This is a genomic window from Nocardia thailandica NBRC 100428 (assembly GCF_000308795.1).
Classification (GTDB): Bacteria; Actinomycetota; Actinomycetes; order Mycobacteriales; family Mycobacteriaceae; genus Nocardia; species Nocardia thailandica.
Map to the genome: position 1 here is coordinate 1 of NZ_BAGK01000236.1, position 14,776 is coordinate 14,776.

9 protein-coding genes and 2 pseudogenes are annotated in these 14,776 nt (G+C 71.6%); 4 read left to right on the forward strand and 7 right to left on the reverse strand.

The window, feature by feature from the left end:
* Positions 1-230 (reverse strand): annotated as a pseudogene (locus tag ON36_RS27200) (AraC family transcriptional regulator); the annotation flags it as partial.
* An 82-nt stretch (positions 231-312) separates the two neighbouring features.
* On the opposite strand from ON36_RS27200, the gene ON36_RS27205 reads away from it, so the two are divergent.
* Positions 313-1,056, forward strand: a complete 744-nt coding sequence (locus tag ON36_RS27205; protein WP_043659396.1) for an HD domain-containing protein — start codon at positions 313-315, stop codon at positions 1,054-1,056.
* Here the strand turns inward: ON36_RS27205 and ON36_RS27210 are convergent.
* The 6 genes from ON36_RS27210 to ON36_RS27230 all read right to left on the reverse strand — a co-directional run bounded on the left by ON36_RS27210 (position 1,031) and on the right by ON36_RS27230 (position 9,032).
* On the reverse strand, positions 1,031-2,443 hold the full coding sequence (locus tag ON36_RS27210; protein ID WP_085999706.1) for a wax ester/triacylglycerol synthase family O-acyltransferase: 1,413 nt from the start codon (positions 2,441-2,443) through the stop codon (positions 1,031-1,033). The two genes, ON36_RS27205 and ON36_RS27210, sit on opposite strands and share 26 nt — an antisense overlap.
* Entirely contained in the window at positions 2,440-3,420 is a 981-nt protein-coding gene (locus tag ON36_RS27215; RefSeq protein ID WP_083885456.1) for an alpha/beta hydrolase, read from the reverse strand. Before ON36_RS27215 ends, ON36_RS27210 begins: the two co-directional genes overlap by 4 nt.
* A 288-nt stretch (positions 3,421-3,708) precedes the next feature.
* Positions 3,709-3,831 (reverse strand): hypothetical protein, encoded by a 123-nt coding sequence (locus ON36_RS36695; protein ID WP_281004912.1) that lies wholly within the window; start codon positions 3,829-3,831, stop codon positions 3,709-3,711.
* A 480-nt stretch (positions 3,832-4,311) separates the two neighbouring features.
* Complete coding sequence (locus tag ON36_RS27220; RefSeq protein ID WP_043659401.1) at positions 4,312-6,144, reverse strand: phosphoenolpyruvate carboxykinase (GTP); 1,833 nt, start codon at positions 6,142-6,144, stop codon at positions 4,312-4,314.
* 238 nt (positions 6,145-6,382) lie between these two features.
* Positions 6,383-7,936, reverse strand: coding sequence for a coiled-coil domain-containing protein (locus ON36_RS27225; protein ID WP_245558223.1), 1,554 nt, complete (start codon positions 7,934-7,936; stop codon positions 6,383-6,385).
* Positions 7,923-9,032 (reverse strand): hypothetical protein, encoded by a 1,110-nt coding sequence (locus tag ON36_RS27230; RefSeq protein ID WP_043659414.1) that lies wholly within the window; start codon positions 9,030-9,032, stop codon positions 7,923-7,925. Before ON36_RS27230 ends, ON36_RS27225 begins: the two co-directional genes overlap by 14 nt.
* Positions 9,033-9,201: 169 nt before the next feature.
* On the opposite strand from ON36_RS27230, the gene trmB reads away from it, so the two are divergent.
* From trmB to ON36_RS27245, 3 genes and pseudogenes are all read left to right on the forward strand, one after another.
* Entirely contained in the window at positions 9,202-10,035 is an 834-nt protein-coding gene (gene trmB / locus ON36_RS27235; RefSeq protein ID WP_043659403.1) for a tRNA (guanosine(46)-N7)-methyltransferase TrmB, read from the forward strand.
* Entirely contained in the window at positions 10,032-10,739 is a 708-nt protein-coding gene (locus ON36_RS27240) for an NYN domain-containing protein (RefSeq protein WP_043659406.1), read from the forward strand. Before trmB ends, ON36_RS27240 begins: the two co-directional genes overlap by 4 nt.
* Positions 10,740-13,020: pseudogene (locus ON36_RS27245) on the forward strand (MMPL family transporter); the annotation flags it as partial.
* Positions 13,021-14,776: the final 1,756 nt, after the last annotated feature.

Below are 14,776 nucleotides of genomic sequence, written 5' to 3' on the forward strand. Positions count from 1 at the left end.
ATGCCGGGCACGACCACCACGTCCGCCTCGGCGAGCAGCTCGAGACCGTGGTCGACGTGCAGGGCGAAACCGTTCGGGGTCCACACCGGCCCCGGCTCGATGCCGCAGGTCCGCATGGCGAAGCCGGCCGGTTCGCCGGTCTTGCCTGGACCGTGCCGGAACGCCTGGACCGCGCAGGCCAGGTCGTAGGTCATGACCCCGTCCAGGGCGAGGGCGACGACTTCGCGCATGCCTGAAGTTTGGCACTCATCCGCGCATCAGTGGCATGTCCGCCACTCACGTCCGCCGCGCCGAGGTGGCGACACTGGGACCATGACCACTCTGGACTGGAACTGGGCCCGCGAGACCGGCGGCAACCTCACCACCCCACAGCGCCTCGCCCTCCTCGGGCCGCTGCTGCGGACGCTGCCCGGCTTCGTCCCCGGCCGGATCCGGCTGGCGCTCGGCAGGCGCGGCCCGGGCCGGGCGCCGCTGGACGAGGCGGCGGTGCCGGACACGCCGCTCGCCCGCGCCGCCGAAGACGAAGTGCGCGGGGCGCTCTCGGACACGGTGCTCGCCCACTCGTACCGCACCTATTTCTTCGCCCGCGCCCTCGCCGGCCTCGACGGCGTCGACTACGACGGCGAGATCGCCTACGTCTCCTGCCTGCTGCACGACATCGCGCTCGAATCACCGGTACCGGGGCGCTGTTTCGCCGTGCGCGGCGGCGAGCGGGCCGCCGGCTTCGCGCTGCGGCACGGCTGCGATCCGGAACGGGCGGATGCCATCGGCGCGGCGGTGGCGGCCCACGTGACGCCCGGTGTCGCCGCGGATCTCGCCGATCCGGGCGGCTTCGTCTCGGCGGGCGCCTCGGTGGACGTCCTCGGCGACCGCCTCGCCGACCTGGACGCGGCGTGGGTCGACGAGCTGCTGACCCGGTATCCGCGACAGGACTTCAAGCGCGCGCTGGTCGCCGCCTTCACCGCGGAGGCCGCGGCCGTCCCCGGCGGACGGATCCGGTGGCTGAACCGCAACGGCTTCCTGCCGTTGATCAGGCTGGCGCCGTTCCCCGAGTAGCGATTGCCGCGGCGAGCTCGTCGAACGAGGCCCGCAGCAGGTCGGCGTAGTGGGCGGGATCGGGCAGGATCGCGTCGTAGCTGCTGAAGGTGATCACCAGTTCCCCGCCCTGCGAGCTGATCAGGTGCCGCAGGGCGTCCCCGTCCAGCGGCGGCAGGACACCCTGCGCCCGGATCAGCGGCGCGCCGCAGAGTTCCAGGGCGTCGGCCACCGGCGGCACGTTGCTGATGGTCGTGTTGGCGTAGGGGATGGTCTCGCCCGCGGTGAAGTCCCGCTGTGTGCGCGCCCAGCCGGCCAGCCGCAGCAGCCAGGGCGGCGCGGTCTCCACCCGCGCCTCGCGCCGCAGCACCGCCGGGTCCGTCCCGCGCCGCTTCTCGCGCCGCGCCGACTCGGCGACCGCGCGCAGCCGCAGCACCGGGTCGTCGATGTCGGTGTGCAGGTCGACGAACATCTGCGCGATCCGGTTGGCCGAATCCCAGTCGGCGACAGGACGCGTCGACAGCGGGACCATCGCCGCCAGGGACCCGGCGGGCCGCTCCCCCCGCTCGGCCAGGTACGCCGAGAGCGCGCCCGCGACCGTGCTGAGCAGGATGTCGTTGACCGTCACCCGCTCCGGGTGGCCCGCGCGCAGGGCGCGGACGTCGGCCAGCGGGAGAGTGACCATGTCGAAGATCGGGGTGCCCGCGGTGGCGCGGTTGAAGCGGGTGGCGGGCCGCGACGCCCGGGGTTCGTGCAGGTCGCCGGAGGCGGCGCGGGCGCGGACCTCCCCGGCGGCGGCCTTGGAGCGCCGGAGCCCGTCGGCGAAGCGCAGGGCACCCAGGCCGGCGGATCCCGCGATCCGCGCGGCGACCAGCGGCGCGGGCAGGGTCCTCCCGGCCGCGCCGCGCCGCGCGGAGACGGGCAGTTCGGGGCGGGCGAAGAGCCGGGATTCCAGCTCCCTGGTCGCGATACCGTCGCCCGCGCAGTGGTGCAGCAGCAGGACGACGATCGTGGCCGCGCCCCGCACGCCGGGCACCCCGCGCACCCCGGTCAGCACCTGGATCCGCCACGGCGGGCGGTCCAGGTCGAGGCGCGTCGCGGCGATGGCGGCGATGCGCGCGCGGGCCGCGGGCCAGTCGCCGGGCGCCTCGAAGCCGAGGTGGTCGTCGACCGAGAAGCCGGGATCGACCTCCCACCTGGGCAGTTCGAGGTCGCCCCAGACGCGGCGCAGCCGCCGGTTCAGGAACGCGGCGTAGCCGAGCCGCGCGCGGAGCCAGCCCGAGATCTCGGCCGGGGCGAGCGCTTCGCCCGACTCGGCGCCGAAGACGTAGAACGCGGCGATGTTCGACAGGTGCCGATCGGTCTCGTCGTAGACGAAGACCGCGTCGCGCGGGGAAAGGCGGGTCACGACAGGCCCAGCGACCGGCTCAGCATCGGCCAGGACTCGTGCAGGTCGTCCTGCCAGTAGCCCCAGGAGTGCGACCCGGTGGGACGCAGGTTGAAGGTGAAGTTGGTGCGGCCGAGTTCGGCGGTGCGCTGGGCGAGCCGGGCGGTGCAGTAGAAGGCCGCGGACTCGATCGCGCCGCCGACGAGCATCTGGTTGACCAGTTTGCTGTTGCTGTTGCCGAGGCGCGGGTTGGCCAGGGTGTCGTGCGCGCCGGGCAGACCCGAGCCCGCCGCGATGTAGTACGGGATGTCGGGCAGCCGGTCCGCCTGCAGGAACGGGTCGTTCGCGCGCCAGCGCTCGCCGTTCTTGGGGCCCCACATGTTCTTCGCGTCGGCGCCGGACAGGCTGAGCACGGTCGAGACGAAAGTCTGGCCGACCGGGTCACTGGTCATCGCGCAGCCGCTGTAGGCGGCGACGCTCCGGTACAGTCCGGGCGCCTCGAGCGTGAGACCGAGGACCGAGGTGCCCGCCATGGAGATGCCCGCCAGCGCGTTCTCGCCCGTCGTGGCGAAGGCCGCGTCGATGACCGGGGGCAGTTCCTCGGTAAGGAAGGTGGTCCACTTGTTGCGGCCGTTGTTCTTCAGCAGCTTCGCCAGCGCCGGGTCGTCGTTGTCCCAGTCGGTGTAGTAGCTGAAGGCGCCCTCCATGGGGATGACGACGTTGACCCGCTTGTCGGCGAAGAACTGTTCGGCGTCGGTCTGGGCGGGCCAGTTGGCCGAATCCTCGCCGCCGCCGGCGCCGTTGAGCAGGTAGAGGGTGGGTGCGGGCGCGCCGGTGTCGGCGGGGCGAAGCACGCGCAGCGCGATGTCGCGGTCCATCGACGGCGAGTACACCGCGATGTCGAGCATCTGCGGCGACACCGTGGTCCGCGAGACCAGGCGGGCGGCGGGTTCGGCGGCGGCCGGGGACGCCGCGGTCGCGGTCAGGCCACCGGCCATCGACACCGCGCAGGCCAGGGCGGCCAGACCGCGGATCAGGGGAGACTTCGTCACTGCAGCGCGCACCTCTTGCCGTGCGCCGGGGACGCCGCGCGCGTCCCCGGCGGAGCCGAACCGATCTACTTGCCCGCGGCGGGGGTGCCGCCGCTGAGGGTGATCAGGGCGTTGACGATGAGGGTGCCGTTCTGGCCGAGGCTGCTGGCGCCCTGGCCGAGGATATCGATGAGCGATCCCATGTTCATTTCTCCTTACACTGCGGATATTGCTGTTGTGCGGGGGTTTTCCGGATCAGATCCGGAAGAAGTTCTCGACCGAGCCGATGAAGAGATCGAGCAGGCCGTCACCTGCCACCGCCGACCCGAGCGCCGGGATGACAGCGGCGAGCATTTGCGTGAGCGAGCCCATTTCCATGACAAAAACTCCTTGACGGTTGATTCACGCGGCAATTCGGGAAAACCGCGTGCGAAACGGGCGGGCGCGCCGTGCGCGCGGCCCGTGAATACGCCCCTACCGGGCGTCGAGGTGGCCGGACCTGGCCGGACTCAGCCGAAGATGCCCTCGAGGGACCCCAGGAAAAGGCCGGGCAGGGAATCGAGCCCTTCCAGCGAACCGAGGGCGGGGAAGATCGCGCTGATGAGCGGGCCGATTGAACCCATGACAGAACTCCTCACGGTGACTACATTGTCGCCCACGCATGCCTGCGCATTTGTGCGTGAGTACCGGGTCACATTCGAGAGTTAATGTGACCCCGACAACATAGCAACTTTCCGCCGATCCGACATAGGTTTGTTTCACACTGTTCAGTGCAAGATGCGCACAAACGAGCCGCCCGCACGATCGAATCGTGCGGGCGGCTCGCGAAAGTGCTGCTGAGCGGGCGGATCAGGCAGATCAGCCCAGGCGCTCCTTGAGGGCCTCGAACTCGTCGCGCACGCCGGAAGGCAGCTTGTCACCGACGAACTGGAACCACTCCTCGATCGAGGGGATCTCGTTACGCCACTCCTCGGCGTTCACCGCGAGCGCCTCGTCGACGTCGGCCACGACCACGTCGAGGCCCTCCAGGTCGAGATCGGCGGCCGTCGGCACGTTGCCGACCGCGGTGGCCTGCGCGCCCGAGCGGCCCTCGATACGGCCGACGATCCACTCCAGCACGCGGGAGTTCTCGCCGAAGCCGGGCCACAGGAAGCGACCGTCGGCGCCGCGACGGAACCAGTTGACGTAGAAGATCTTCGGCAGCTTGTTCGCGTCGGCGTTCTTGCCGAGGGTGATCCAGTGGTTCAGGTAGTCGCCCACGTGGTAGCCGAGGAACGGCAGCATCGCCATCGGGTCGCGGCGGACGGTGCCGACCTTGCCCTCGGCGGCGGCGGTCTGCTCGGAACCCATGGTGGCGCCCATGAACACACCGTGCTCCCAGCCGAAGGACTCGGTCACCAGCGGGACGGTGGTCTTGCGGCGGCCGCCGAACAGGATCGCCGAGATCGGCACACCCTGCGGGTCGTCCCACTCGGGGGCCAGGATCGGGCACTGCGACATCGGGGTGCAGTAGCGCGAGTTCGGGTGCGCGGCCAGGGTCTCGGTCTCCCGCAGGACCCAGTCGTTGCCCTTCCAGTCGATCAGGTGCTCCGGCTCGCCCTCGAGACCCTCCCACCACACGTCGTTGTCGTCGGTCAGGGCGACGTTGGTGTAGACCGTGTTGCCCGCCTCGATGGTCGCCATCGCGTTGGGGTTGGAGCTGCGGTTGGTGCCCGGCGCGACGCCGAAGAAGCCGAACTCCGGGTTCACCGCGTAGAGGCGGCCGTCCTCGCCGAACCGCATCCAGGCGATGTCGTCGCCCAGGGTCTCCGCGCGCCAGCCCGGCACGGTCGGCTGGATCATCGCGAGGTTGGTCTTACCGCAGGCCGACGGGAACGCGGCGGCGATGTAGTAGTTCTTGCCCTCGGGCGAGATCAGCTTGAGGATCAGCATGTGCTCGGCCAGCCAGCCCTCGTCGTGCGCCATCGCCGAGGCGATACGCAGCGAGTAGCACTTCTTGCCGAGCAGGGCGTTGCCGCCGTAGCCGGAGCCGTAGGACCAGATCTCGCGGTCCTCGGGGAAGTGGGTGATGTACTTGGTGTCGTTGCAGGGCCACGGCACATCGGCCTGGCCGTCGGCCAGCGGGGCGCCCACGGAGTGCAGGGCCTTCACGAACGGGCGATCGGTGCCCAGCTTCTCCAGCGCGGCCGCGCCCATGCGGGTCATCACGCGCATCGAGACCACGACGTACTCGGAGTCGGTGATCTCCACGCCCAGCTTGGGGTCCTCGGCGCCGAGCGGGCCCATGCAGAACGGCACCACGTACATGGTGCGGCCCTTCATCGAGCCGCGGTACAGCTCGGTCATGGTGGCGCGCATCTCGGTGGGGTCGACCCAGTTGTTGGTCGGGCCCGCGTCGGCCTCGGTCTTGGAGCAGATGTAGGTGCGCGACTCGACGCGGGCGACGTCCGAGGGGTCGGACAGCGCCAGGAACGAGTTCGGCTTCTTGTGCTCGTTGAGCTTCTTGAAGGTCCCCGCCTCGACCAGCTGGGTCGTCAGGCGATCCCATTCCTCGTCGGAGCCATCGGCCCAGACCACGCGATCGGGCTGGGTGAGCTCTGCGACTTCCTGTACCCAGGCGAGCAGTTCGGCGTGCTCGGTCGGCGCTTTGCCGTCGGATCCACGAAGACCAGGAATGGTCGCTGAGGTCATGAAAACTCTCCTGAGATGGGCGGTTGTCCGGCAGCCGGAAACCCGGCCGCACCGAACACCCACCATGGGCGTAAGGCATCCGCATCGACCACCCGAACGCACAACCCCTGCTGGACGGCGTACAACGCCGACATGGACGGAGGCCGCGCATTCGTCTGGCACGGAGCGGACGCCCAGGTTCCTGGCACAAGGTTAACGCGATATGACCATCGATACGGAATCGGGTTCCTTATCTCACCTACCCATCGGCGCGTCGTGCAATCGTCGCCGACCACGAATCGAGAGCGGCCAGTTCGCGCTCGCAAGCGGCCAGTTGCGCGGGTTGCGTGGCGCCGAGCCGGCGGGCCTTCGCGTCGATCTCGGCGATCCGCCGGTCGACGACGATCGCGCGGGCGGTCGAATCCCGCGCCACCTGAGCGGACAATTCAGACTCCGCGTCCACCAGCGCGGCCGCGACCCGTTGTTCTAGCTGGGCTTTCACGTTGACCAGCGCGTCGGCGACCCACTGGGCCAGATGATTGCGTTCGGCGAGCTGCCCTCGCGCGCGCACGACCCACGCGGCCGCGCCCGCACCGAGCAACAGCGTCACGGGGACGCTGGCGACGTCCAGCGTCGGCACCAGCGACAGCGGAGCCACTACCAGGCGCCCGAGGCCGACACCGGCCGACGCGCCGAGGGCGATCATGAGGTGATCTTCGACACCACGGTGCCGCGGCCCGGGCTCCGGCCCGACCTGCGGGGCGGCCGCCCGCCTGCGCAGCGGTTCCGTCCCCGCGCCGAAGCGCTCGGACAGGTCGGCGAGCCGCGACTCCGTCAGCGTGTCGACCGCGCCGGACAGGTCGGTCACCGCCTGCTGCAACCTGGGCGGATAACCCCGCATCTCCGCGCGGCCGAGGCGCTCCAGATCGGTGCGCGCCGCCGTGTGCAGGGCGCGGACCCGCGCGCCGACCTCGGTGGTCAGATCGACGCGGGCCAGCTGGATCTGGCTGCGCACCGCCGACAAGCCCGCCTGACGGCCACCGTCGCGGTCGGCCAGCAGCGCGACCCGCTCCTCCCGCAGCCGGGTCTGCTCGGCGCCGGAGCGCAGACCGGCGATCTGCTCCTCGACCCGGGCGCGGGTGTCGGCGACGATCTGTTCCAGCGCCGCGGCGCGCCGCGCCGGGCCGTCTCCGGCGGTGGCCGCGGTGGCCGCGGCCAGCGCGGCGTGCAGCGCGCCCATGCCGGAGCGGTCGAGGAGCACCGAATCACCGGAGGACCGCGCCGCCGCGGACAACCGCGCCGAGACGGCGATGATGTCCAGGTCGCCGAGGCCGTTGTGCGCGAGCACCGCGAGATTGCGGTCGCGGACCGACTGCCAGTCCCGATAGGCGTGGAAGCCGTTCATGGCGATCAGGATCCGGCGCTCGGCCGCGCGGAGTCGCGCGAGCAGCGCCAGCACGTCGGAGCCGATCACCGTGCCCGCGTCCACCAGGACCAGCGCCGCGGCGGGGCGATCGAGGGCGCCGGGCTCGGGCTCGGTGAACTCGACGCGGGGTTCGAAGCGGGGGAGTTCGGTGCGCAGCAGGACGGTGTTGGCGTCGTCGGGGGCGTACAGCCGGACGCCGCTCCCGTCGGTGCCCTGCTCGATCGCGCGCAGCAGCGCCGCGCCCTGCGGATTCCAGCGTTCGATCAGCGCGGCGACCTCGGGGGGCGGGACCGGCTGTGCCTCCGTCCCCGCCGTTGCCTTCGTCGACTCCGTCGCCTCCGTTGCCTTCGTCGACTCCGTCGCCGCGGGCGGCTCAGAGTCCGGCACTGCTCATCCGCTCCCAGGCCCGCACGTAGCCGTCGTGGACGCGCAGCGCGGCCCGACGCGCCGCCGGTGGCATGTCGCTGGCGACGATCGCCCGCCAGCGGACCGCCCGGTCGATGGCCTCGTCGGCGTCGGCGGGGGCGGGCGACCGATAGCCCGCCGCGAGATGGGCGACCTCCGGGCAGGCCAGCCCGGCGCACAGGCCCATCCACACCGCGTCGTCGCCCGCCAGGAACTCGCCGATCAGCGCCCGGCCGCGGCTGCCCGCCACCGGGACCGCCCTGGCGGCGAGCCTGCGCAGGTCGTCGAGGAGGGCGCCGTCGCGCAGGGCGCCCGCCTGCTCGTAGCGGCGGTGCACCAGGCGGTAGAGCGGGTCGATGCCGCTGGCGGCGTGCAGGATCTGGATGAGGGCGGGCCCCGACAGGTCCGGGTCGGCGCGCAGCGCGGCCAGGGCGGTGTCCACGCCGAAGAGGTCCCAGTCGGCCAGCAGCCGGCGGCGCACGTCCTCGTCGGGGCCCGGCGCGGTGAACAGGTCGACGGCCAGCGCGGCGGGCGCGGACGGGTCGGCGGCGAGCCTGCGCAGGTCGGCCAGGTCGGCCTCGCCGACGACGCCCGCCTTGGTCCGCACCGCCAGCGAGGCGACGACCGGGACCATCGGCAACCCGAGTTCGCGGCCGTACCGGTCCGCGGCGGCGACGGCCTCGCTCCAGCGCGAACCGACGGCGTCGGCCTTGTTCAACACCACAACGGTCCGATCGCGCGGCAAACCGGCGAGAACACGCAGGTCGGCGGGCTGCGGACCGCCCGAGAGCACATAGACGACCAGATCGCCGTCGAGCACCGGATCGCTTCCGCCGGGCAGGTCGACGGCCTCGGTCTCCTGCGCGGTCATCAGCGCCAGCGCCTCGCGGACGGTGGACCGGCCGCTGTGCGCGCGCCCGGCGATCTGGATCCGCAACGGGCGATTCCACGCCATGACCAGCTCGGTCAGCGCTCCGGCCAGCTCCGGATCCCGTCCCCCGCCCCCGCGCAGTGCGGCGACCAGCTGTTCGAACTGCTCGAGCACCCGCGACGGTGCGGCCTCGGTGACTGTCGACATCGGCGCGACCCCCTTCCCGCCCCGCATTCTGTCAGATACACCAGAATTCCCTCAGCCGTGCGCGCGCCCGGCCGACCTGCGCGAAGATGCGACGTATGTCCGTTTCATCCGGCCGGTCACACCCGCCCCCGCGCGACCGCTGTCGGCGTAGCTCGGCGCATGCTGGACAATGGTGGACGTGAACGACGCCGCCAACCACCCAGTCGAGTCGGTTCCGGGGACGCCGTCGCAAGCCCCGGCCCACCCGAAGCTGTCGGAAATCCCGAACGAAGCGGGCCGCCGCTCGACCTCCGGCTCCCGGTTGTACCCCCGCGTCACGAGCTTCCGCTCGCGGCGCGGCGCCTTGACCCCGAATCAGCAGGCGTCCTGGGAGCGGACCTGGCCCGTCATCGGCCGCACAGTCGCGAACGAGCCCCTCGACGCCGATGCCTGGTTCGGGCGGTCCGCGCCGCTGGTCATCGAGATCGGCTGCGGCACCGGCACGGCCACCGCGGCCATGGCGAAGGCCGAGCCCGCGGTGAACCTCATCGGCATCGAGGTCTACCAGCCCGGGCTCGCCCAGCTGGTCCAGGCGGTGGAGCGCGAGGAGATCGGCAACATCCGCCTGCTGCGCGGCGACGCCGTCGACGTGCTGGAGAACATGGTTGCCCCGGAGTCGCTGACCGGCGTCCGCGTCTTCTTCCCCGACCCGTGGCCCAAGGCCCGCCATCACAAGCGCCGCCTGCTCCAGGCCCCGACGTTCGCGCTGATCGCCAGCAGGCTGAAGCCCGGCGGCATCCTGCACGTGGCCACCGATCACGCCGACTACGCCGAACACATCCTCGAGGTAGGTTCGGCGGAACCGCTGCTCACCGGCCTGAACAAGGCCACCGGCGGCGACGACGAGAAGGACCTGGCGAACGCGCCGATCGGCTTCGAACGGCCGGTCACCAAGTTCGAGGGCAAGGGTCTGCGCGCCGGAAGTGTCATCAACGACTTCATATGGGGGAAGATCGAACGATGAGCGTGCACGAGATCGCCCACGAGATGCCGGGTACCGGCAGCGAGGCGCTGGGTAGTTCCGGACCCGACGTCCGGCGTGTCCTGCTGGTCTGGGACGCGCCGAACCTCGACATGGGTCTGGGCGCCATCCTCGGTGGGCGTCCCACCGCCGCCTATCGTCCCCGCTTCGACGCCCTCGGCCGCTGGCTGCTCGCCCGCACGGCCGAGCTCTCGGTCGGCAACAAGGCCCGGGTCGAGCCCGAGGCCACCGTCTTCACCAACATCGCGCCCGGCACCGCCGACGTGGTCCGCCCGTGGGTCGAGGCGCTGCGCAACGTCGGTTACGCGGTGTTCGCCAAGCCCAAGGTCGACGAGGACTCCGACGTCGACGCCGACATGCTGGCCCACATCGCGCTGCGCAAGCGGGGCGCGGGGCTGGCCGGGATCATGGTCGCCTCCGCCGACGGCCAGGCCTTCCGCGAGCCGCTGGAGGAGATCGCGGCGAGCGGGGTTCCCGTTCAGGTGCTCGGTTTCCGTGAGCACGCGAGTTGGGCGGTCACTTCCGATACGCTCGAGTTCGTCGACCTCGAAGACATCCCCGGCGTGTTCCGTGAACCGCTGCCGCGGGTGAGTCTCGACTCGCTGCCCGACGAGGGTGCCTGGCTGCAGCCGTTCCGGCCGCTGTCGGCACTGCTCACTTCTCGCTCTGCTCAAGGAGTCGCTTAAGTGTTCACCCGCTGGGGCGATCTGGTCTATCGGTTCCGCTTCGCCGTCATCGGTGTGGTCGGTGCCGCCCTGCTGGCGATGGGTGGCTACGGTTTCGGGCTCGAGGATCACCTCAGCACCAGCGGCTGGGACGACCCGGGTTCGGACTCGGCGAAGGCGGCGCACCTCTCCGACGCGGTCTTCGGCCGTGACCACCGCGCCGATGTGATCGTGCTGTACACCGCGGCCGAGGGCAAGACCATCGACGACCCCGCCATGCGGGACAAGGTCGCCGCCAACCTGGGCAGCCTCAAGGAGAAGTACCCCGACCAGATCGAGCAGATCTACGGCACCTACTGGACCGTGGGCACCACCCCCGGCGTGCCGTCGGCGTTCGGTTCCAAGGACAAGAAGTACGCCTTCGCCTCGATCGGCATCGTCGGCGACAACGACACCGACCTGGTGCGCAACTACCGCAAGGTCAAGGACGTCTTCTTCGTCGACGGGGTGAACACCCAGGTCACCGGCCTGCAAGCGGTCGGCGGCACGCTCAACGACACCATCGCCCACGACCAGAAGCGCATGGAGATGCTGGCCATCCCGGCCGTAGCGGTGCTGTTGTTCTTCATCTTCGGCGGCGTGGTCGCCGCCGCGCTGCCCCTCATCGTCGGCGGCCTGACGATCCTGGGTGCCAACGGCATCGTCATGGGCCTGACCAAGTTCACCGAGGTCAACTCGTTCGTCGGCGGCGTCGTGTCGATGATCGGCCTCGGCCTGGCGATCGACTACGGCCTGTTCATCGTCAGCCGGTTCCGCGAGGAGCTGGCCGAGGGCTACGACACGCGGGCCGCCGTGCGGCGCTCGGTGATGACCGCCGGACGCACCGTCGTCTTCTCGGCGACCATGATCATCGCCAGCCTCGGCGGCATGCTGCTGTTCCCGCAGGGCTTCCTGCGTTCGGTCGCCTACGGCACCATCGCGACGGTGTCGCTGGCCGCGCTGACCGCGATCACGATCCTGCCCGCGATGCTGGCCATCCTCGGCCCGCGCATCGACATGCTCGGCCTCAAGCGCTTCCGCAAGACCAAGACCGCCGAGGAGATCGAGAACGGCTTCTGGGGCAACATGACCCGCTGGGTCATGAAGCACCCGCTCAAGATCGCCATCCCGATCACCATCGGCCTGCTGCTGCTGATCATCCCGGTCAAGGACCTGAAGTTCGGCGGCATCAACGAGCGGTACCTGCCCCCGGACGCGCCGACCCGCGTCGCGCTCGAGCAGTTCTACTCGATCTTCCCGCAGAAGAAGACCGACCCGATCCAGCTCGTCTTCGTCTCCGACGACACCACGGCCATCGGCAAGGTGTGGAAGGAGGCGAACTCCGCGCCCAACCTGGTCGGCCCCTTCGGCGTGCCGACCAAGTCGACGGTCGATCCCACGGTGTTCAAGACCGAGGCGACCCTGACCGACTCGGAGAACTACGACCCCACGATCGACTATCTGCGCTCGATCGAACTGCCCGACAACGTCACCATGTACGTCGGCGGTCAGCCCGCGATCCAGAAGGACAGCATCGACGCGCTGCTCTCGCGCATGCCGTTGATGATCGCCCTGGTCCTGCTGACCACCACGGTGCTGATGTTCCTGACCTTCGGCTCCCTGGTGCTGCCGATCAAGGCCGCGCTGATGAGCGCGCTCGGCCTCGGCTCGACCCTCGGCATCCTGACGCTGATCTTCGTCGACGGGTACGGCGCCGACCTGCTGAACTTCACCCCGCAGCCGATCTCCGCGCCGGTGCTGATGCTGATCATCGCCGTCATCTACGGCCTGTCCACCGACTACGAGGTGTTCCTGCTCTCCCGGATGGTCGAGGCGCGCGCGCAAGGCGCCTCGACGACGGAGTCGGTGCGCATCGGCACGGCCCAGACGGGCCGCATCATCACCGCCGCCGCCCTCATCCTGCTGGTGGTGACCGGCGCGTTCGCCTTCTCCGACCTGGTGATGATGCAGTACATCGCCTACGGCATGATCGCGGCGCTGTTCATCGACGCCACCGTGCTGCGCATGTTGCTGGTGCCCGCCACCATGAAGCTGCTCGGCGACGACTGCTGGTGGGCGCCGAAGTGGATGAAACGCATCCAGGAGAAGATCGGCCTCGGCGAACCCATCCTCGACGACGAGCTGCCCAACCGGGAACAGGTCGTCGACCTGGTGAAGACCACCCCGATCACCGATCCGCCGACCATGCAGCTCAAGGCGGTCCCCGACAGCAAGCTGGCCCGCTCCCCCCGCAGGCCGCGCACCGTCGCCGAGATCGAGGCGGAAGCGCCGACCGCGCACCTCGACAAGATCAACGAGTCCGAGCCTGCCCGCGCGCGGCACCCCATGTCGCCGGACCCCACCCGTCCCCGCGCCTCCGTCCTCGACGGCGAACCGACCCGCGCCCTGCCCGTGGTCCGTCCCGGCGAGGCGCCGGAGACCCCGAAGGGCGCCCAGCGAGTCCAGCCTCCGCAGGCTCCCGCCCCCGGAACCGGTTCGGGCCCCGGAGGTTCCCCCGCCGCGCGGCCGCCGCACGATCCCACCCGCCCCGGCGGCCCCGCCGCCCCCGAGGCGAGCGCGGATCTCCCCGGCGTGATCGGCGGCGGCGCCCCCGCAGCGGGCATCATCGGCGGGTCGCCGGACGCCAGGCCGTCCGGCGACGGCCCTCCCGGCCTCCCCGGCGGACCGACGACCGGTGGAGCGCCGACCGACGACAGGCCGTCCCGCCCGAACCCCACGTCGCCCGGTGGCGACAGCCCCGCCTTCCCGAGCGGACCGCGGCTCGGCGGTATGGGCGAATCGGGACCGAACAGCAGTGGCACGCAGGGCGATTCCGGTATCAATGGGCTGCCCGGCGGCGGTCCGACCAGCAATGGCCTGCCCGGCAGTGGCCTGCCCGGCGGCGGGCCCGCGGGAAGCGGTCTGCCCGGACGCGGTCCGGTCGGCAGCGGTCCCGTCGGGGGCGATGCGGGCGGTTACGGCGTCAACGGAAATCCGGCCGGCGGACGACCGGGCGACAGCGGGCTACCGCTCGCGCCCGGCGGCCCGGGCATCGGCGGACTTCCTCCGATCGGCCGACCGGGTGCCGTCGGTGCCGAGGGACGGAACGCCCCCTCGAACCCCTCGATCGGCCGACCGGATGACCGCGCGGAGGCCGGCGACCAGCGGCCCGGCGGGGCAGTCGGCGGGTCGGCCGACCGCACAGTCACGCCGGGCTTCGCCGGAACCGCGGGGAGCGATAACGGAACACCCGGCGCCGCTTCGGTTCTCGGCGGCCACGGGCCCGGCCACGACCACCCGGGTACCGGCGACCGTCCCGGCGACATGCCGGGCGGCTCCCCTGCCTCCGGGCCGGGCTTCGACGGCCCCGGCACCGCTGGTCGTCCCAGCGACATCGCAGGCGGCTCTTCCCTCGACAGGCCCGGCTTCGACGGCCCGGGTACCGGTGACCGTCCCAGCGACATCGCAGGCGGTACTCCCCTCGGCAGGCCCGGCGTCGCCGGCCCGGGTACCGGTGGCCGTCCCGGCGACGTAGCGGGCGGCGCTCCTGCCTACAGGCCGGGCTTCGACGGCCCCGGCACCGCCGGTCGTCCCAGCGACGTGCCCGGCGGCTCTCCCCTCGACCGGCCCGGCTTCGACAGCCCGGGCGCCGGTGACCGTCCCGGCGACGTAGCAGGCGGCCCTTCCACCGGCAGGCCCGGTGGCGGTGCGCCTTCGGACGCAGCCGGCGGACCCGGACCGCGGCGGTTCGGTTCGCCCGACCCGGGCAGCGACCCGGGGGACGGCGGCGTTCCGGGCATCGTGCCCGGCCGTGACGTGGCGGGCCGCGGCGGGGACGTGCGCGGGCCCGGGAATCACGGTGACGCGGGCGCGGCCGGTTCGCCCGGCGCGGCGGCGCACGGTGGGCCGGGTGCGCCCGGCGCCCGGCCGGCGAACCCGCGCGTCCTTCCGCCGCCCGGCACCCCGGACGCCTCCGCGCGCGGGGTGGAGGCGCCGGAACCGCCTTCGCCCAGCGGCGC